19 protein-coding genes are annotated in these 19733 nt (G+C 40.6%); 13 read left to right on the top strand and 6 right to left on the bottom strand.

Annotated elements, in window-relative coordinates; genetic code table 11:
• Window positions 1-897, top strand: coding sequence for a mechanosensitive ion channel family protein (locus JWG41_RS00300; RefSeq protein ID WP_205267977.1), 897 nt, complete (start codon window positions 1-3; stop codon window positions 895-897).
• Window positions 872-1612 carry a toxin-antitoxin system YwqK family antitoxin gene (locus JWG41_RS00295; protein ID WP_205267976.1) on the top strand — a complete coding sequence of 247 codons (741 nt, stop codon included), beginning with the start codon at window positions 872-874 and terminating at the stop codon, window positions 1610-1612. Before JWG41_RS00300 ends, JWG41_RS00295 begins: the two co-directional genes overlap by 26 nt.
• A gap of 27 nt (window positions 1613-1639) precedes the next feature.
• Here JWG41_RS00295 and JWG41_RS00290 read toward each other — a convergent pair whose 3' ends face one another.
• Window positions 1640-2659: an LIC_10230 family protein gene (locus JWG41_RS00290; protein WP_205267989.1), complete on the bottom strand. Its 1020-nt coding sequence runs from the start codon at window positions 2657-2659 to the stop codon at window positions 1640-1642.
• Between the two features lie 5 nt (window positions 2660-2664).
• Window positions 2665-3651 (bottom strand): hypothetical protein, encoded by a 987-nt coding sequence (locus JWG41_RS00285; RefSeq protein WP_205267975.1) that lies wholly within the window; start codon window positions 3649-3651, stop codon window positions 2665-2667.
• A gap of 60 nt (window positions 3652-3711) precedes the next feature.
• On the opposite strand from JWG41_RS00285, the gene JWG41_RS00280 reads away from it, so the two are divergent.
• The 11 genes from JWG41_RS00280 (at window position 3712) to JWG41_RS00230 (ending at window position 15687) form a co-directional block, all read left to right on the top strand.
• Complete coding sequence (locus JWG41_RS00280; protein ID WP_205267974.1) at window positions 3712-5064, top strand: ABC transporter permease; 1353 nt, start codon at window positions 3712-3714, stop codon at window positions 5062-5064.
• A complete protein-coding gene (locus JWG41_RS00275) occupies window positions 5057-5752 on the top strand; it encodes an ABC transporter ATP-binding protein (RefSeq protein WP_205267973.1) in 696 nt (231 codons plus the stop codon). Before JWG41_RS00280 ends, JWG41_RS00275 begins: the two co-directional genes overlap by 8 nt.
• A gap of 1 nt (window position 5753) precedes the next feature.
• Window positions 5754-6533, top strand: a complete 780-nt coding sequence (locus JWG41_RS00270; RefSeq protein WP_205267972.1) for an ATP--guanido phosphotransferase — start codon at window positions 5754-5756, stop codon at window positions 6531-6533.
• Window positions 6534-6593: 60 nt separating this feature from the next.
• Window positions 6594-9146 (top strand): ATP-dependent Clp protease ATP-binding subunit, encoded by a 2553-nt coding sequence (locus JWG41_RS00265; protein WP_205267971.1) that lies wholly within the window; start codon window positions 6594-6596, stop codon window positions 9144-9146.
• Between the two features lie 26 nt (window positions 9147-9172).
• The gene (locus JWG41_RS00260) at window positions 9173-9607 is read left to right on the top strand and encodes a hypothetical protein (protein WP_205267970.1); all 435 of its coding nucleotides are present in this window, start codon (window positions 9173-9175) and stop codon (window positions 9605-9607) included.
• Window positions 9604-10383 (top strand): tetratricopeptide repeat protein, encoded by a 780-nt coding sequence (locus tag JWG41_RS00255; RefSeq protein WP_205267969.1) that lies wholly within the window; start codon window positions 9604-9606, stop codon window positions 10381-10383. Before JWG41_RS00260 ends, JWG41_RS00255 begins: the two co-directional genes overlap by 4 nt.
• Complete coding sequence (mtaB, locus tag JWG41_RS00250) at window positions 10380-11669, top strand: tRNA (N(6)-L-threonylcarbamoyladenosine(37)-C(2))-methylthiotransferase MtaB (RefSeq protein ID WP_205267968.1); 1290 nt, start codon at window positions 10380-10382, stop codon at window positions 11667-11669. The genes JWG41_RS00255 and mtaB overlap by 4 nt, the downstream gene beginning before the upstream one ends.
• A gap of 55 nt (window positions 11670-11724) precedes the next feature.
• Window positions 11725-12495, top strand: a complete 771-nt coding sequence (locus tag JWG41_RS00245) for an efflux RND transporter periplasmic adaptor subunit (protein WP_205267967.1) — start codon at window positions 11725-11727, stop codon at window positions 12493-12495.
• Between the two features lies 1 nt (window position 12496).
• Entirely contained in the window at window positions 12497-13750 is a 1254-nt protein-coding gene (locus JWG41_RS00240; protein WP_205267966.1) for an ABC transporter permease, read from the top strand.
• Window positions 13751-14419: an ABC transporter ATP-binding protein gene (locus JWG41_RS00235; RefSeq protein ID WP_205267965.1), complete on the top strand. Its 669-nt coding sequence runs from the start codon at window positions 13751-13753 to the stop codon at window positions 14417-14419.
• 95 nt (window positions 14420-14514) lie between these two features.
• Entirely contained in the window at window positions 14515-15687 is a 1173-nt protein-coding gene (locus JWG41_RS00230) for a trans-sulfuration enzyme family protein (RefSeq protein ID WP_205267964.1), read from the top strand.
• On the opposite strand, the gene JWG41_RS00225 is transcribed toward JWG41_RS00230, so the two are convergent.
• The 4 genes from JWG41_RS00225 to JWG41_RS00210 are packed head-to-tail and all read right to left on the bottom strand — an operon-like array spanning window position 15647 to window position 19667.
• Window positions 15647-16861 carry a multiheme c-type cytochrome gene (locus JWG41_RS00225; RefSeq protein WP_232373586.1) on the bottom strand — a complete coding sequence of 405 codons (1215 nt, stop codon included), beginning with the start codon at window positions 16859-16861 and terminating at the stop codon, window positions 15647-15649. The genes JWG41_RS00230 and JWG41_RS00225 overlap by 41 nt on opposite strands.
• A 27-nt stretch (window positions 16862-16888) precedes the next feature.
• Window positions 16889-18337, bottom strand: a complete 1449-nt coding sequence (locus JWG41_RS00220; protein WP_205267963.1) for a rhodanese-like domain-containing protein — start codon at window positions 18335-18337, stop codon at window positions 16889-16891.
• Window positions 18338-18347: 10 nt separating this feature from the next.
• A complete protein-coding gene (locus JWG41_RS00215) occupies window positions 18348-19304 on the bottom strand; it encodes a hypothetical protein (RefSeq protein WP_205267962.1) in 957 nt (318 codons plus the stop codon).
• Window positions 19305-19307: 3 nt separating this feature from the next.
• Complete coding sequence (locus JWG41_RS00210; RefSeq protein WP_205267961.1) at window positions 19308-19667, bottom strand: hypothetical protein; 360 nt, start codon at window positions 19665-19667, stop codon at window positions 19308-19310.
• Between the last annotated feature and the right edge of the window lie 66 nt (window positions 19668-19733).

Genomic DNA, 19733 nt, shown 5'->3' with positions numbered 1-19733 from the left:
ATGGGTGGGGGAAGCCTAAAAGAATTCTATTTGGATTTGAATCCGGTCACACTACTGCGTAGTTCGGGCCGTGACTTTGCAGAAACTATGATCCTATTTGGATACATGGTTGTCTTTGCTATCTTCTCTTATAAAATTACCATGATTCTTGTTGAGAGGATCAAACCAGCTCCGGATGCCGTTCACGAATATAACCGTCGGAAAGTGGCTCGTATGGGTTTCCTTATGGTTTTTGGAATTGCCTACCTACCGATTATTTTTTCTAGTTTGTCATTACTTCCCACTGTCCTTGGTCTTGCGGGCGCGGGGATTGTGATTTCACTCAAAGAAGTATGGCTCAATATGGTTGGTTGGTTTATGATCATGGGAGCCAATGGATTTAAAGTAGGAGACCGCATTGAACTCGATAACATCAAAGGTGATGTTGTGAATATCGGTTTTTTTAAATTTACCTTACTAGAGATTGCATCGGATCCAAGGTTTGAACAATCCACCAACCGACTCATTCATTTTCCCAACTATAATATTGTATTACACCGTTTCTTTATTGTTTCCGAAACCATGGACTTTGTCTGGGATGAGTTTCGGGTGTATTTGGAATTAAATTCCAATTGGGAAAAAGCAGAAAAAATTTGTGCTCAAATTCTACATGAAGAATTGGTTTTAGCACCGGAGCTCGTGGAATCGAAAATTCGCGAGATGTCAAAAAATTATCTCGTGAGACTTGGCAAAACCACTCCCATTGTGTATACTTCCTTAGAACCAGAAGGAACCATTCTTATGTGTTTACGTTACCTAACACCAATCAGGTCAAAACGTCTCAACCGAATCCTCATCTCCAAAGAAATCCTAACTAAGTTCAAGAATGAAAATGACATCCACATCCACACCCATTAAAGACAATTCAATTTGGATCTTTGTATCCTTATTAGCTTTTATATTGTTAGTTGGCATAGGTTTTGGCCCTTGTAAAGCTACGATCGGAAGACCAAGTTCTGTTCCCAAAGAAGCAGGGTTTGAAAAGAAAACCAACTACTACCAATGGACTGGAGAAGGATTGTATCGGGAATGGTATGAAAATGGAAACTTAGTGGCAGAGGTTCCCGTGAATGGTTTGGCACAACCTAATGGATACGGAAGAAAACTCAATTACCTAACAGGGACTACGATCATGGAAGGGAATATGGTCAATGGAGAAAGGGACGGGCTTTGGAAGTTCTATTTCTCTGATGGAAAACCTTATATAGAACAAAATTACAAACCGGGAAACAGAAAAAAACAACTCTGGATCCAAACCTCCGAAATGGGAAATGAAACGGGTTCTTATCATAGATACTTTCGCAGTGGTCGTTTGAACGAAAAAGGTTTTTTCGATGGTGGTTTTCGCACAGGAGACTGGGTGCGTTATTACCCAGATACGAAAGTGGAAGAAAAAGGAAGTTATGAGAACGATAAAAAAGTAGGGGAGTGGTTGTATTATTATCCTACGGGAACCAAGGAAGCTTCGGAATTGTATTCTAATGAGGGAGAACTGTTAACACGTTCTACTTACTATCCGAACGGCAATTTATGGTGTTTGGTGCGTAAAGGAAAGGAACCAGAGTGCCACTAGGCACTCTTTGTTTGTTGATACAAAAGATTAGAATTCGGTAGCTTTACCGAATAGACCCAAATTGTTTTGGATAACGTCGATATTGAAAAGTAACAAACTAAACAAGAATGTTACAAAAAGTACAATCAAAATGGTGCTAAACACAGCCCAGAAACTATTTCTTAAAAATCGAAATTGTAAATAAGCAAAACTAACGGCCAAGTTTTTCCAATTGTTTAGGTTTGGTTCCCCACCCACTTTTTTGTAATTGAAGATATAAAACAAAGACAAAATCCCCAGTAAAAAGAAGATAAAGTAACTGAATTCACTGACATAGTGTTTTTGTAAAAGAAAGAGGGGAATGTAAATTAAGTTCCCAATCAAAATTCCAATGATGATGATAATGATCACATGAAAGATGGGAGAAAAGATAGATCCTGTTTTTGTATTACTGGGAGATCTGCCTTCTTCTTCAAGTGAGGAAGAAAATTGTAAGGATTGGAATCCTTCTGCCAATTCTTTGTTTTTTAGAATCGAACGGTAGGAAATCACACTCGCTACATAAGTAAAAACCAAAAAGGCAAAATAGAAATAAGACAATACTTCTTGTTGTATGATTAGATTGATTTGGTAAAATATTTTGGGCAAAAGCACAACAAGAGAAACCGGATAAAAAACATTTGCTAACGACTTATGAAACCAAACACGGAATGCATAAGAGACGGCCGTAGAGAAGGTTAACAATAGATAGAATAAAGAAAGTCCGAGGAGGAGTCTTTGTCCGACTAAAACTCGTTTGATATTGTCTCTTGTTTCTTCTTGTTCTGTATCCACGGGCAGTTCTCGGGATTCCAATTCCACCAAAAAGGATTCTAAGTAAGAAATTCGGTTCAAAACCCCGTTTTCTGCAATGACTTTGGGTTTCATGGATTCCGTTACTGATTCGGAATTTTCTGATGCGATATAGTCAGGAAACTGTACCGAATAATCAACAAACAAGGAATGTAGGATGACTAAGGCAATGAATAGAGGTGTAAAAATAGGAAGTTGTTTTTTGAATTTTTCCATAGAGATTAAAGGATCACAAAAATAGTCATCATACCGATGGCAAGGACTACTAACATGATGATGTAAGGCCATAAATGAAAACTTTCATCCGCAGAAAGTGCCGGATTTTGTTTTGCTTTTGAAACTGCTACAGTTGGGGATGCAACGGAACCCATGATAGTGGCGGCACCGTGTTGTGCATCTGTTGTTTTTATTTTTACAGAGTTTTCTTCTTCAATGATTTTACCGTAAACTTGTTCATTGATTTTGATGACCACTTCCGAAAAATTCTTGTTATTCGAGATGTTCACAATTTTCGCTGGGATTTGTTTGATGGCTCCCGACTCTTCTTTGAGCTCCAGCGAATTAATAATGGAATCTGTGATTGCATCGCCTGGCACCAAACGAATGTATACGTTATCACCTGCCTTTAGTTCTACGAGGGGAACTCCATTGACTGGGGAAAGTTGGAATTTGAATTGAACAATTTGTTTGTCCGCTGGAACTAAAAATCCAGAGGCTTGGGGAACAGGAGTTACAGGAGGTGCTTCTTTTTTTGCAATTTCCTCCTCATCAACCGTAGTTTTGGAGATATCGTTTGGATCAATGAGTTCAAAATGGATTTCTACCTTGGGTTCCGAGTTTCCCGATGTCCTTTTGTGCATTTCGCTAAAAACAAAATCCAAACGGTCTGTTAGGTTGTGGTCCATATAGTGCAGGATCTCTTCCAAGAAACTTTCCGACCCAAATTTGGTCTTAATTAGCTCTTGTAAGGACTTGGTGATGTTTTTTTGCTGTTCCCCTTTGTAGATGACCCGCTGCATTCGGTTGTAAAAGTCCTGAAAAGTGGAACGGATGGGCAAAAGGGACAGCGGGCTTGTACACGAGACTCCCTCATACTTCACCGATTTGGTTTCAACCGGGTCAATGACAGCCGCAATCATGGTATAAACCATATTGGCTTCGTCTCGCAGGTTTACTTTGACAGAATAATAGTTTGGTGTCTCAGGCATAAGGTTCTTTTTTGACAGTATCCATCTTTAGAAGAAAGCTGTCAAAAAGATTAGGTCATCATGGGAATCGTCTCTTTAATCACAATCCGTTACATCCGAGGATCCAGAGTGCTGGGTTTCCTCTCCATCAAATCCAGGCTGTCGTTCATTGTTATGGCAGTCGGAGTGGGGCTCCTAGTAGTAGTCCTCTCCATTTTCAACGGATTCCAAAAACAAGTAAAGGAATCACTTTGGCAAGGGGGGCCTCATATCACCATTGAGAACTCTTATGGCTCCGGTGCCATTTATGATTATGAAAAGGTCATCGCCCACCTTCAGTCTGACCCAAAACTTGCGGAGTCCTTTGTTTCCGTAGAAGGAAATATCACAAGCCACGGTCTCATTCAAAGTAATAATAACTTCAACCCCATTATGATCCGCGCAGTCCCCGTAGACTCCGTAGAAAAATTGGTGGAAAATGGTCTACCCAACTTCCCTCGTATCTTACAATACGATCGGGATGAAATCCAAGCCATCAATTCCAAAAAATTGGTAGTTGTGGGAAAGGAGATGAGTGCCATTTACGGGTATAACCTTGGCCGTGAGATCACAATGGCAGTTCCTGGAGGAAGGTTTACTGTGGAGCGAGGGGTACAGGTAAATGTACAAACCTTTCGTTTGGTAGGACTTTTCAAAACGGGTTATTATAATTATGATTCTAAATTTGTGTTTTTGTCTCTAGCGCAGGCCCAAGAGTTTTTTAAAATGGAAGGGGCAGTCAATCAAGTGGCGATCAAGGTTCGTTCCTTGGATGATTTGAAACTGACCAAACATAGAATCTTAGCTCGGTTAAACGAAGACAATTGGAATCAGAAAATTCAAGATGATACTTCTTGGTCTGTGAGAACCATAGCAGAAGAACAAGAAAACTTTTTAGCAGCACTGAGACTTGAAAAAACAATCATCTCTATCATTGTTTTCCTTTTTATCGTTCTTGCTGCTCTGGGAATGGTGGCTACTGTCCACTCTCTCATTCGTGCAAAACGTAGATCCATTGGAACTTTGAAAGCACTTGGTCTTGCCTCCAATGATATCCTTCTCATCTTCACTTTGAATGCAATGATTGTGGGAATTTTGTCTTCTCTTGTCGGAGGGATGACAGGGATCTTTATTGCCACCCAACTAGAAGTCATCATCAATGCGATCTCGGAGATCATCAATGGTGTAGGTGGGTTACTGAATCCTGGAGATTGGGATCCAGTGGAACTAGTTCCAAAGGATATCTATTATTTTGATCATATCCCTGTGGATATTGATATTTCCTTTATCTTTATGGTGACAACGGCCGCAACCATCCTCTCAGGCCTTGCAGGTTATTTCCCTGCACGTATGGCTGCTAATCTAAACCCTGTGGATACAATACGAAATGATTGATACAAATCTAAAACCAACTGTTTCTGTTCGCAAATTAGAAAAATACTACCAAGTTGTAGACAAACGTTACCATATCATTTCCGGTCTCGACTTTGAAGTGTTACCCGGTGAAATAGTATCCGTAGAAGGGGCTTCTGGTGTTGGGAAGTCCACTCTTCTTAATATCCTGGGTGCTATGGATTCGTTTGACGACGGTGAGGTGGAAGTTTGTGGAGTGAGTTTAAAAAACCTAAACGAAAAACAAAGAGAAACCTTTCGTGCGGAAAAGATTTCTTTTATCTTCCAACAACATCTTTTGTTACCAGACTTCACTGCCTTAGAAAATGTGATGATGCCACTTCTCATTGCGAGAATGAATCCGAGTGTTGCTAAAGCGCAAGCCACAGAGATTTTAAAAAAAGTAGGGCTTGGAGAAAGGACGGGAAGTTTCCCTTCCCAACTTTCCGGCGGAGAAAGTGCGAGAGTCGGTGTGGCTCGTGCCCTTGTGGGCCGAAGGCAATTGATTTTGGCAGATGAACCTACAGGAAACTTGGATCGGGACAACTCTAGGCATCTCATGGATCTCATCAAAGAACTCCAAAACGAATTTAAGTTTTCTTTGATTCTTGTGACTCATGACTTGGAACTTGCCTCCATGGCACACAAACGAAACCGAATTGTTTCCGGACAACTAACCCCAGTTACATAAAATGATTTTTTGTCGTTTTTGCGGAACCAAAGAAATTCAGTTTCGTAAAAGCGGCAAGTTTGGTTGTACCCACTGCGCTCAAATTTTTGATTTTCCCAAACCAAACCAGAAAACAAAAATCCCAGAAAACCTAATCCAAACTTTAGAAAGTTTTGTGAAAGAAAATTCAGAGACACTGACTCTTTTGTCACTGCGAACCCGGATCACAAGAAATCTAAAATCGAGTTTGTTTCCTTTTTATGATCCATTGATGGAGAAGTCAAAACAGCTGTTAGTGGAAAATCGTATGGATGGATCCATTTACCCAAAAGAATCTGAAAAAGATTTGGATTCTATAGAACACGGAGAACGTAAGTCCGGTTTTTATTTAGGCTCCGAAGACCATATTCGGTGGGAAAGCATTTCTGCCGGATGGGGGCGGGATCCTTTGGATGCGCGGCAAATTCCGAAGGAGAAATTGACACTCTTTCGGTTTTTCTTCCAAAAGAACCACTGGGCTACCTTGCCTGGGCTCGGCTTTATTTCCTCCTGTCCTACCAATTTGGGTCGGGGAAGGCGAGATTCGATCCTGCTTGGACTCCCCCCAGGGATCTTTCTCGAGTTTTTTTCAATTTTACAAACTCTTGTCAAATTTGGTATAGAATTTGCTCCTTCCACCGATCATAGATTTAGGAACATCGGAAAAGACCGAGTTCTTGTCGTAAAAATCTCGTGGAAGAACAGTATACTAGTTCAAAAACGTCAGTTTTACAAAATTCTTAGTTTACTAGGCTCCTATTAAACCGGTACGGTCATGATGGGAACAAGGACGTTCGTCTAATTAACAAAGGCAGGGTGCGGCATGTTGGAATTCACAAAAAGAGCAAAAAGAGTCATCAACGAAATCGCCCAAGATGAGGCTAAACGTTTAGGTTCCGATTTTATCGGTCCAGAACACATTCTACTTGGGCTTCTCCGGGAGGAGGACTCTGTCGCGATTAAGATTCTTACGAATCTAAATATCAATTTAAACGAACTCCGTAAAGAAGTCGAAAAGAGAACTCGTGAGGGTTCTGGTGCCTTGTTACTTGATGTAAGCCAAGGACAAGATAAATACCAAAAAATGATCGAAGTTTCTAAAGAGGAAGCAAAACGCCTCAAACATAACTATGTAGGAACCGAACACATTCTTTTGGCACTACTTCGCGATAACAATAATATCGCCGGCGGATCGTTATCATCTTTCAGCGTAAATTATAACGTCATTAAGTCAGAGATTTTGCGCCTTCTTGGGGCTCCTCCTTCGGGAGCTGTGGGTGGAACTACGGGAACACAATCGGGTCCCCAAAGCCAAACCCAACAGCAAGCAGCTCCGAGACAAGAAAAGAGTAAAACTCCTATTTTAGATGAGTTTGCACGGGATTTAACACAACTCGCTCGTGAGAAAAAGTTGGATCCGGTCATTGGCCGTTCCAAAGAAATCGAACGTGTGATCCAAATCCTTTCTCGTAAAACAAAAAACAACCCTGTTCTCGTGGGAGAATCAGGTGTGGGAAAAACAGCGATTGTAGAAGGCCTTGCGCAAGCTGTGATCGAAAAGTTGGTTCCTGATCTACTTTTCGACAAACGAGTGTTATCTCTGGATTTAGCAAGCCTAATCGCTGGTACCAAATACCGTGGTGAGTTTGAAGAACGATTGAAAAAAATCATGAAAGAAATCGTTACTTCTCAAAACATCATCATCTTCATTGATGAGTTGCACACTCTGATTGGAGCTGGTGCGGCGGAAGGGGCGGTGGATGCAGCAAACATCTTAAAACCAGCCCTTGCTCGTGGAGAGCTGCAATGTATTGGTGCGACTACCAATAACGAATATCGTAAATACATCGAAAAAGATTCGGCTTTGGAAAGAAGATTCCAAATGGTGAAGGTTTTGGAACCTTCTGTGGATGATGCGATTCTAATCTTAGATGGTTTGAAAAAAGCATACGAAGCACACCATAAGGTTCGTTATTCGGAAAAAGCGATCGAACAAGCGGTGAAATTATCTCATCGTTATATCAATGATCGTTTTTTACCAGACAAAGCCATTGATATCATTGATGAAGCAGGAGCCAAAGCTCGTCTTGCGAACTGCCAACGTCCGAATGAAATCAAGGAAATTGAAGAAGAGATCAAAGGTCTTTCTGTTAAAAAAGAAGACTTAGTTCGTAGCCAAGAGTATGAAAAAGCGGCTGCGGTTCGCGATGAAGTGAATCGTAAAAAAGGCCAGTTGGAAGAGAAAACCAAACAGTGGCAAGAACGTATGGAAGGGTATGCAGTTTCGATTGAAGAAGAAGATATCCTTTCTGTTGTTAGCCTCTGGACGGGAATTCCATTGAAAAAGATGGAACAATCCGAAAATGCAAAACTTCTCCATTTAGAAGAAGACATCAAAGGAAGGATTGTCGGCCAAACCGAAGCCATCGAAAAAGTGGCTCGTGCCGTCAGACGTTCTCGCACCGGACTCAAAAGCGAAAAGCGACCTACGGGATCGTTTATCTTTCTTGGACCAACAGGTGTGGGAAAAACAGAACTCGCGAAAGCACTCGCAGAACAACTGTTTGGATCTGAAGACAATATGCTTCGTATCGATATGTCGGAATACATGGAACCCCATGCGGTATCTCGCCTCATCGGAGCTCCTCCAGGATATGTCGGATATGATGATGGTGGCCAACTCACAGAGTTCGTAAGAAGAAAACCATATAGTTTGGTATTACTCGACGAAATCGAAAAGGCTCACCATGATCTTTTCAATATCCTACTCCAAATTATGGAAGAAGGAAACTTGACGGATACCAAAGGAAGAAAAGTAAACTTCCGCGATACCATCATCATCATGACTTCGAACATCGCTGCGAAAGAAATTTCGAAAGGTGGACGATTGGGTTTTGAGGATTTTGCTGAAGAAAGGGAAACTTATAAAGCAGAACAAGCTAGGGAACAATTGAAGAAACACTTCAATCCAGAATTCCTAAACCGTGTGGATGAAGTGGTTTACTTTGCTCCTCTCAAAAAAGAAGAGATCGTGAGTATTGTGGATATCATGTTGAAAGATTTTAACAAACGTCTGACGGAAAAGAAAGTCATTGTTGAACTTACACACGGAGCTAAAGAACATTTTGCAACCATTGGTTACGACCAAAACTATGGAGCACGACCACTACGACGTGTGTTCCAAAGAGAATTGGAAGACTATATGGCGGTGCAGTCTTTGAAAGGTGTTTATGATAACCCAACTAAGATCCTCGTGGATTTAGCGGAAGGAAAACTTGTGTATACAGAAACTCCTTGGACCGACTTCAAAGAGATTCCGAAAAAAGATGACGGCTCTTCTCCAAGTGCCGAGGAAAAAGATTTGGCTCTCGTGTAGAGAGCCTTTCGGAAAGGCGAACGGTAATGGCTATCCTCATTCCCCTCGTCTTTCTGTTTTCCTATTTTTTCATTCGTAAGGTTTGGTTCCAACTTCGGAAAATCCGCACAGTGGGAACCATCGAACGAATCGAGCTCGGTTACATTCGCCCCAATCTCATCCTCCCCGAAGTCAAAGTTTTTTATAAATACTACTTCCAATCCGGTCTTTATTTTGGGTCAGGATACCTAAACCTTTCCGATTTCTTATCCGCCCAAGAATTTCATGTCCATTTGGGCCCGGGCGAAAACCCCATTTTATATACGGCTGACACGGAAATCATCACGGAAGAACATATCGAACATTACTTGCTTTCTAAAGGGGGAAGCGTTTTCCTATACCTGGACCCCATCGAACCCTATCATTCCAGGATTGATTCGGTCAATTTAAACTCCATTACCGTTCCATCGGATCTTTTATGAAACATTTTATCCATATTGCTGCTGTTACTTGTCTACTCGTAACTTCACTTCATTCTCAAGAAAAAGAACAAGTTGGTTCTGCTTATTTCCAGGCCGTTGACGAATACAAAGTCAAAAATTATAACAAATCCATTGAACTTGTGAAAAGTCTTTTGACCGATGGTAAGTCTTCTTATGAATTTTATGCATTACTCGCATATAACTATGATAAGTTGAATGATTTTGAAAATTCTTATAAGAATATTTCGGAAGCAAGAAAACGTAAACCCGATGATGAGGATCTTTTGCAAGGTAGCCTTGCCATTTTAACTCGTCATAAAAAATGGAAACCTGCAATTGAGTTGGCTGAAAAAACCATTCCTTTGTATCCACAAAATCCAGAAGTTCGCTATTTTTATGCATTGGCTCTTTCGGAAAAAGGAGCTTCTAAAACGGCCCTGTCTCAAATTGAAAAAGCGAAAGCAGGAAGTCCTAGCGACTTTCGTATGTTGGAGTTGGAAGGTAAAATTTATTATAACCTAAAGAATTATGACAAAGCGGATGTAAGTTTGCGTTGGGCTTCTTCTTTAAAACAAAACTCTCCTGAAATTTGGAATAACTTGGCTCTTGTCCAAGAGTCCTTATACAAATCGAATAAAAAATTGGGCAAAAAATCCCAAGCAAACACCTATTTGACAGAAGCTAAAGAATGTATCCAGAAAGCTGCTGATTTGAATGGGGAAAGCACTACCATTAAAGAAAATTCTAAACGGATCGCAGCACTCAGCGACTTGTGAAGATTAAGTTTCATACACTCGGTTGTCGGTTGAATTTTTTTGAGACCGATGGTATGTACTCTGTTCTGAAGGACAAAGGTTTTTCTCTAGCAGAAGCTGAAGAGAAGGCAGAATACATTGTTGTCAATACATGTACTGTTACCAACAAAGCCGACGTAAAAAATAGAAATATCATTCGTAATGCCATTCGTACCAATCCCGGTGCGAAAGTCTATGTAACCGGCTGTTATGCGGAAACAGACAAAGAAATTTTACAAAACATTCCTGGTGTTTTTGGTGTATTTGGAAACACAGAAAAAAGTTCTCTTCCTTATAAGATTCTTGCGGATTGGGAAGGAAAAGAATCGGATCCGACCCAGGTTCTGGATCGATTTTCTTATTCTGATGTATTGCCAGAAGGCCACACTCGTGCTTATTTAAAAATCCAAGATGGTTGTAATAGGAAATGTTCCTATTGTAAGATCCCTGCCGCTAGAGGCCTTGGTGTCAGTAGAAATTATAATGATGTTTTAGACCAAGTTAGGTATTTACAAGACAACGGTGTGGGTGAGATCCAGCTAACAGGTGTTAATCTTGGTTGGTACAGGTTAGAAAATGGGGAAAAAGGTTTTCTCAATCTCCTTGAAGGGATTTTGAAAATTTTAGAATACTCTCGGATTCGCCTCTCCTCGATTGAACCACCCGATGTTGGATCTGGGTTACTGGACCTCATGAAACATCCCCGTTTCTGTAAATTTTTACATGTTCCCATCCAAAGTGGAAGTCGCAAAATTTTAAAGGATATGAAACGGACTTACCATCCAGATGCGTTTCGTACTAGGATCGAACTGGCAAAAGAAAAACTCCCCAACCTATTTCTCGGAACGGATGTGATTGTTGGATTTCCTTCCGAAACGGAGCTTGAGTTTCAGGAAACAAAACAATTATTGCGTGAGCTCGGTTTTGCCAAACTCCATGTATTTCCTTATTCTGTCCGTAAGGGAACCAGTGCCGAATCCTTTGGAGATCCCATCCCCGGGGATGAGAAAAAACGTAGAGTTTTGGATTTGATGTCCCTCAGTTCCGAACTCCATACAAAATATGCAGAGACTGTAATCGGTAAATCCTATGAGGCCATTTTAGAAAATGACGGTCGGTTTGTTACCGACAATTACCTCAAAGGCCGCCTTGCCGATTCTTTCCGATTTGATACCTTACAAAACGGCCAATTCGTTGATGTTAGGTGTTTGGAATACAAACCAGCCAAAGATAGAGAAGGTGAGTTTGTTTTCGGATTGTCCCTTTAGTTTTCACTAGAAAAAGAATTTCCAAATACTTTTGACTCGTTACGATCTGGTTATCATGGATCGTAAAAAACAATATATCGTTGGTTCTATTTTTATAATCATTCTAATCCTTACATCCTACTTTTTCATTCGTAGTAATCAATCCGATCGCTTGAGTATCGTAAGAGGTTCGTTAGTGGAAGCGGTTTATGCTTTAGGGACTGTCAAACCTGTGGAAAGTTTTAGTTTGAAGTTTGGAATTGCTGCCTCTATTCGTGAGATATTTGTGGAAGAGGGACAATCGGTCACAAAAGGCCAAGCTCTTCTTACGAATGATTCAGGGATAACCTTTCGTTCACCTTTCAATGGAACATTAACCAAACTCAATGTTTCTAAAAATGAAACGGCGATGCCTGGTCTTCCCCTCTTAGAAATCCAAAACTTAAAAGAAGTATATATCTCCGTATCTTTGGACCAAGAATCTGCTTTACGTGTTAAACCTGGACAAGTCGCCCAACTGAGTTTTGAATCCATCAGGGGGAATGTATACAAAGGAAGTGTGGAAAGGATTTATCCTTCGAATGGGCAATTTTTAGTGCGAATCGATGCCAATGAACTTCCCCATGGAATTTTACCTGATATGACAACGGATGTCGCGATTGAAGTTTCTTCAAAAGACAATGTCATCTTGGTTCCGTTAGTTGCTGTGGATAGAGGAAAAATCATTCGGTTTCGGGATGGGAAACGGGAAAAATTAGAAATTCGAATTGGAGCCATCAATTCGGAATTTGGGGAACTCCTCCAAGGAGATTTGAAAGAAGGCGACGAAGTATTGGTTAAAAACTAGTATGTTGTTTCTTGCCATTAGACAAATCCTTTCTAGACCCCAACAATCCATTTTGACACTCATTGGGATCATACTCGGTACTGCTGGTTATATTATTTTTTCGGGAATTATGTTAGGTTTTCAAGCTGTCATTACTGATCAATTGGTGAACTCCGATGGACAAATCAAAATTTCTCCGAAAGACGAATTGGTTACAGAACGAACTTTCGATGATGTTTTTTTTCAAGGAAAAGAAGTTCGTTGGTTGTCCCCTCCATCGGGAAGGACTGATAATTCTCGATTAACAAATGTTCTTGGGTGGATGGATAAGTTATCCAATGACCATCGGGTGATTTCTTTTGCACCGCAACTCGCAAAAGAAGTAATTTTTGTAAATGGAAAGACAACGGCACCTGCGAGGTTTGTGGGTGTTGATCCTCAAATCCAACCCAAAGTTACCAATCTGAGTGATTATATCATCGAAGGGAAATTGGCGGATTTGTCTCGAGGTACCTCTCTTGTCATCATGGGAGAAGGGGTCATGGGTAAATTGGGAGCAAAAATCGGTGACACCATCTTCGTATACATTCCCGGAACGGATTTGATTCCCGTGAAAGTGGTTGGGATTTTAAATACGGGAAACCGTCTTGTGGATGAAGTTACAGCCTATTCTTCCTTATCCACGGTGCAGAGTATTACCAAATCCAGCGGTGAGATTTCGCAAATTATTGTGAAAATAAAAGACATTCGTGGTGCAGCTAGTATTGCCGCAGACTTACGATACTTTAGCAAAGATAAGGTGGAAAGTTGGGACGAAGTGAATGCGAGTATTTTACAAGTTTTTAGAACACAGGATATTGTTCGTAACTCCACTACCTTTACGATAATCCTAGTTGTTGCCTTTGGAATTTATAATATATTAAATATGGTTGTGAATCAAAAGAAAAAGGAAGTCGCCATCCTTCGTTCCATTGGTTTCGACGAAAAGGATACAATCCAACTATTTATATTTCAAGGATTGTTTTTGGGAACGTTTGGGGCTGTGATTGGAATTTTTGTAGGTATCATCGGTTGTTATTATATTGATGGAATTCCCATCGGGGATCCAAAACAAAACTCTAAAGCTCTAATGAAAACCATGATGATTTCCTGGGACTGGATGATTTATCTCAAAGGTTTTTCTATTGCGGTCTTTAGTGCTTCTATCGCGAGTTATATTCCAGCGCGTATGGCAAGCCGCCTCTCTCCTGTAGATATCATTCGAGGAGCAACATAAATGTCCGGGATTGAGGCCAAACATATATTTAAGTCCTTTGGTGATCCACCACAAGAAGTGTTGAAAGATGTTTCTTTAGAAATCGATCTCGGAGATTTTGTTGCCTTAACAGGAAAATCTGGATCCGGTAAGTCCACACTTCTATACATTGTTAGCGGACTCGACAATCCAACGAGTGGCGATGTCAAACTGGGTGGAAGTTCCCTCGTCGGAATGGGAAGTGCAGAGATCCATAACTTAAGAAATAAATCAATTGGATTTGTCTTTCAGTTTCATTATCTATTGCCGGAGCTTACGGGACTTGAAAATATCACCATGCCAGCAAGAAAAACGGGCACTCATAGGGATATGGAAGAGTATGCCCTACATTTGATGGACAGTTTTTCTGTGTTACATTGTAAGGATAAGTTTCCAAGTCAAATGTCTGGTGGGGAAGGACAAAGGGTAGCCATCGCAAGGGCACTAATACAAAAACCCAAATTCCTCTTTGCCGACGAACCGACAGGAAATTTAGATACGACTAACGGCGACAAGGTGATGGAGATATTCAAACGGATCAACCAAGTAGATGGCACCACTATCCTTTTTGTTACGCATGACCCTGATTATGCGGGACTTGCTGGACGACGTGTTCATATGATTGACGGAAAAATCGCAGAAATTTCTTGAAAATTCTGCTATATTAGTTTAATTTCGATTCTATAGCAGATATTTTCTAAAAAAAATGATGAATTCGAAGGTTCATCACCAACCTTGGTAGAAGTATGTTTGAACACTTCGAAACTGACGCCATCCGCATCCAAACCAAACGAACCGGGGAAAAGGAACATTCCACCCCTCTATTTTTAACTTCCAGTTTTGTTTTTGATGATGCGGAACATGCTCGGGCACTCTTTGCCGAAGAAGTCACTGGGAACCAGTACACAAGGTTCTCCAACCCCAATACCACTGAACTCATCGATAAACTCTGTTCTTTGGAACATACAGAAGATGGAATTGCGACTGCCTCAGGAATGTCTGCTGTGTTTACTTCTGTGTTTGGCCTTGTCAAGTCAGGTGATCATATTGTATCGGCTCGTGCCATCTTTGGATCCACTCATCAAATATTTGCTAATATCCTACCTCGATTTGGGGTCACTACTACTTATGTTGATATCAACAAACCAGAGTTATGGGAAGCTGCATTTCAGGAAAACACCAAGATTGTGTATATAGAAACACCTTCGAATCCTGGTTTAGATATTGTGGATTTGGCTTGGGTATCAGCACTTTGTAAAAAGAAAAAAGCCATTCTCATTGTAGACAATTGTTTTTGTTCTCCTTATATTCAAAAACCTGCGGACTTTGGTGCTGATATTGTCATTCACTCTGCCACTAAGTATTTGGATGGGCAAGGTCGAGTGATTGCTGGTATTATTTTGGGCAAAAAAGAATACATCCAACCGATTCGTTATATGGCTCGTAATACCGGACCTTCTCTTTCTCCTATGAATGCATGGGTCATTTCGAAAAGTTTGGAAACCCTCGCTGTTCGTATGGATCGACATTCAGAAAATGCAATTAAATTGGCTGAATTTTTTGAAGGATCACCTGATGTGGAACTGGTTCGGTATCCGTTTTTGCCGAAAGATCCAGGTTATGCGATCGCCAAAAAACAAATGAAAGCTGGCGGTGGTATTGTTTCCTTTGTGATTAAAGGTGGAGTGGAGAGAGCCCGAAAGTTTTTAGATTCTTTAAAATGGTTTTCTCTTACGGCCAATTTAGGGGACACAAGGACGACTGTAACTCATCCTACATCAACCACTCATTCTAAATTAACGGAAGCGGAAAGAGTGGCTGTCGGAATTTTACCAGGTCTCATTCGTGTGTCTGTTGGATTGGAACATATCGATGATATCATTGCGGAAGTGAAACAGGCACTGGCGAACTCAAAGTAAAGAGTATATAACGAGAGTTCTTTTTCTCCAACAGGGACTCTTCTAATAACTTTCTAGATTGGTTGGAAAGTTGTTTTCCTTGATTCTTTAGTTGTGCTTCAAAACTCCGGACGTACTGTTCGTCCGGATCCACTTCAATCTCCCAAAGAAATTTCTGAATTTTATTTTCTTTTGGTTCGAAATCAAAACGAACTAAATGTGATTTCTGCGGCTGGATCCGTGTATCCAAATATTCTTCGGTAAGATCTGTATTCACAATCCTTCCCACGACTGATTCTTCCAACAGGATGGGAGTTGGATTTTCTTTTAATACAACATAAAAACGTAAGTAGATTTTTGGAACTACGTAAGTAGGGAAGTTATGACCAATGCCTATGGATTTAAGTTCTGCTTGGATTCTGTATTTTCCTTTGTTCTCTGTAATGCTCCAAGTTGGTAAAAGTGAGTTTTGGACAAAGGTTTTATCATGGATTCCCTTCCAGGAATGTTCTCGGCCTGGCATATGGCAGTTTTGGCACTGGATACCTTGTTTCGCAAAGGGGCTTTTTTCCCACTCGGAATATACCTCCATCAGTCGTTTCCCATTCAGTTGGACTCCCATCTCCTTACTTTCATGACAAGACTTACAAAATTCAGAGGATTCAAATTCCTGCTTCGCAACATATCCGTTATGTGGTAGTCTGTTTGCCGAAACTTCATGGATTTGATTGGTTCTTCCTGGTGGACCAAATCGAATTTGGTTTCGGATATGACAAGAAGCACAGATGATGGATGGATTCGATATCCCGTCTGGGAAGTTATGAGATTTTGAGTTTAGAATTTCTTTTGTTTGATAACTAGTGGAAAGTTCTGATTTGGTTTCCGCTAAGGGTGAGTGGCACTGGAGACAAGAATTATACTCCTCAGAAGATAAAATTTCCTTTTGCCATAATAAACCTTTGCTGATTGCTTTTGCATGAAAACTTTTTTCCCAATTTTGGAACTGGTCATTGTGACATGTTTTACAAGCATTGGGGTTTAAGTTTTTTTCTAAAGAGGAAAAAGTTTCAGGAGGTTGCCCCTGGGCCGGGATGGGATGGTCCCAATGTGATTCAAAAAAGGAAGTTTCCTTGCAACTTCCGAACATCAGAATCCAAATCATAATGTTCGAAAGTCGTTTGCTTGAAACTAACATAGTGTAAGTATCAAGTTAAGTTCGGGATTATCCTCCGCAAGCATTTCCTCCACCACCAGAAGGAGCGCCACCACCACCGCTGGAAGCTCCAGCAGCAGCAGTTCCTCTCAGGAAAGCTTTGTCTTCTGTTCTCAGTTTGTTAGCATTTTTAACATACTGTCTAGAGACATCCAGTTGGTAGTTGGGAACATTCGCATCTGCATTGGCAGTATTAACTTCGGATAAAGTTGCGATATCCGTTCTCCAATAGGAAGCAGGTTGTGTGATGGCACTGGGACTAGAGCCGGAAGAGGGGGATCTAAGTCCAAGAGCTCCATATTGTCTCCATCCACCTTCATACAACCGCGTTGGTTTTCCTAAAATTTGGTGTAGGACAAACCAAACCAGTGATCCTTTTGTGGCATCTTCCCCATAAACATAAATTTGTTTCTCTCCAGGGTATCCTGTAGTATTCAAATATGTTTGTAATTGGTTAAAGGACTTAAACTGGAATGTAGTTCCATCATACAAATCGGTAGGAACCAAGTTAGTAGCAGATTTAATCCTTCCTTCATAAGTTGTCACACAGGTGTTTGTAACAAATGTTGAATTAGTTTTAGTTGTACAATTTCCGTATTTTGAACCCGAAGCAGTCGAATTTGTCGTTCCCGTAAAGGATGCGTTAGGTCTTCCATCAATGATATAAAAACCTTCTGCCGGGATTGGATCTACTTCTTCTAAAATAGTCTTTCCATTTCTAATCGCATGGATTAAATCTCCAATGGTTAACTGTAGAACCGTATGATCCCTAAACAATGTTTTTGTACTCCCTGATCGGTTACTATTGGTGTAAGTATAGGAAGGAGTTGTAAACAGAGTGTTTGCTGTTGTTAAATCAGAAATGGAACCATTGAGAACCGCTAACCTTTCTTTTGGAAATCCCCAATAGAGTAGGGAATAATAGGCGAAAGTCACTGACGAAAGATTGGCAAGCGAGGGATTATCCTGGGCAAATACAACGTAATCGACTGCCGGATCAATTCCGTAAGCCGCAAGTAAGTCAGAGATTTTTTTCCCCTTGGGAACAAGGCCGTCAATGGCCAAAACTCCATCATCCCTTGTATCAGTAAGGACTTCTGGTAGATTTGCAATTGGATAAGCAAATGAGTTTTTTCCATCAAAGAACACATAACGTCCGCTAGATCCACTGGTTTGAATTTGGAAAACTATTAAATTTCCCGTAACTCCTGTGGGACGATTGGTTGCCCAATTCGATAAATAACGAGACAACTTGGTTCCAGTGATGATACCACTCTCGTTTAAGTTAAAATCAGAATTGGATACGGTTGAAAGTTCTGCCGGTGAGTAAACCCGAAATAAAAATGGAGTAAAATCCACTTTCAAACTCTGAGGTAGAAATAGATACTCCGGTAGGCCTTTACAACCTATCATCTGAATGAATATAAGACTAAGTGTGATTAAGTATTTTAGTTTCATTGGTATAACCTCAAAGATTGTATGGAAGCGTTGCAGCAAATCCCACGGTTCTTAACCTTGCGGTGTTATATCCTGCGATTGTTTCCGAATAGAACAGTGTATAAAAGTTTCCGAAACTATCTTGATAGCTTAAGCCAACTTCAGCATTATGAAAACTCTCTTTCCTTCCCCATGCAGGCCGTTCATTCTGCACGTAAACATCGTAAGGATTGACCCCATAAATCGATGGCTGTGGGTATCGAAGCATATTCAAAGGTGGTTGTTGTCTTGGATCGGCATAAGCATAACCGCCTTGGCCTACTTGTCCGCGAATACCAACAGTGAAAAAGATCGACTCAAAGAAACGTTTATAAATCGCTGAGTAGTAGAGGATATCATCTGGTACAGGATTTTCCCTTTTTCGATAGGAAAATTCACCCAAGGTCCCAAGACCCCAAATTCCAAAGTCTTTTGCTAAGTAGAGATTGACTTCACCACCACTAGCTCCATCACCGAGGGATTGCGGATTGCGATCATAGTCTCCACGTTTGATTCCCCCAACACGAAGAGAGATAGTTGGCATCCAACGGTATTTAGAATCAAACTCGTCCACTAATTTATAACGGAGTCCAAACCTGGTGTCCATAAAACCGTATTTATCAGGGACATCTGGTGTTTGTTGTAAACCTAAGTATCTGTTGAACACTCTATGGCGACCTAACTTTCCAAATCCAATTGTTAGATCGGCAGTGAGTCTGTCTGTAATTCCATATTCTAACGCGAGGTTTGCGACTGTTAAACGAACGTTATCGTCATACTTTGCTTTTTGTCCTGCAAGGAAGGCACTATCGTATTCGGAATTAATGAATACTGGTCTCACCCAGAGTTGTCTTTCATAAGGCGCCCATGCCTGTTGAGCATAGATACTGGGAGCAAAAATAACGGAAAAAAATAATAATAATTTTATAGTATTAAAGAAAGATTTCATCGATTACTCCTTCTTTTTTTCTGGAAGTTTTACGTTGAATCTAACTTGAACAAAATATTCTAGAGCTTGTAATTGTTCTTCGGTAAGTTTCCCAGCAAAATCAGGAAGGTTAACCCTTCTTTTTTCGGTATTTGGTAAACTTCCTTGTAAGTATTCCAACCGTTCTTCTTGGTCAGATAACTTTACATTAGCTTGTTTCTCTAGGCTTATGTCTTGGTTGAAGACTGCTTTTCCTAAGTGGTATTTTTCTCTATCTTGACCTTGCGGAATGTTGGCAATCCCACCACCACCGATTCCTCCAGATGCAAAAACACCTGTGATCAAAATGATATTAATGATCAGAAATTTGATTAAGTTCCTCATATTACTTTCCCTGTTTCATCGATTTATTTATTTGTTAAGAGAGGAATGTCGAAACATTCCTCTCTC

The organism is Leptospira chreensis, from assembly GCF_016919165.1.
In the GTDB taxonomy this organism is placed as follows: Bacteria; Spirochaetota; Leptospiria; order Leptospirales; family Leptospiraceae; genus Leptospira_A; species Leptospira_A chreensis.
This window is presented reverse-complemented; position numbering and strand designations above follow the sequence as displayed.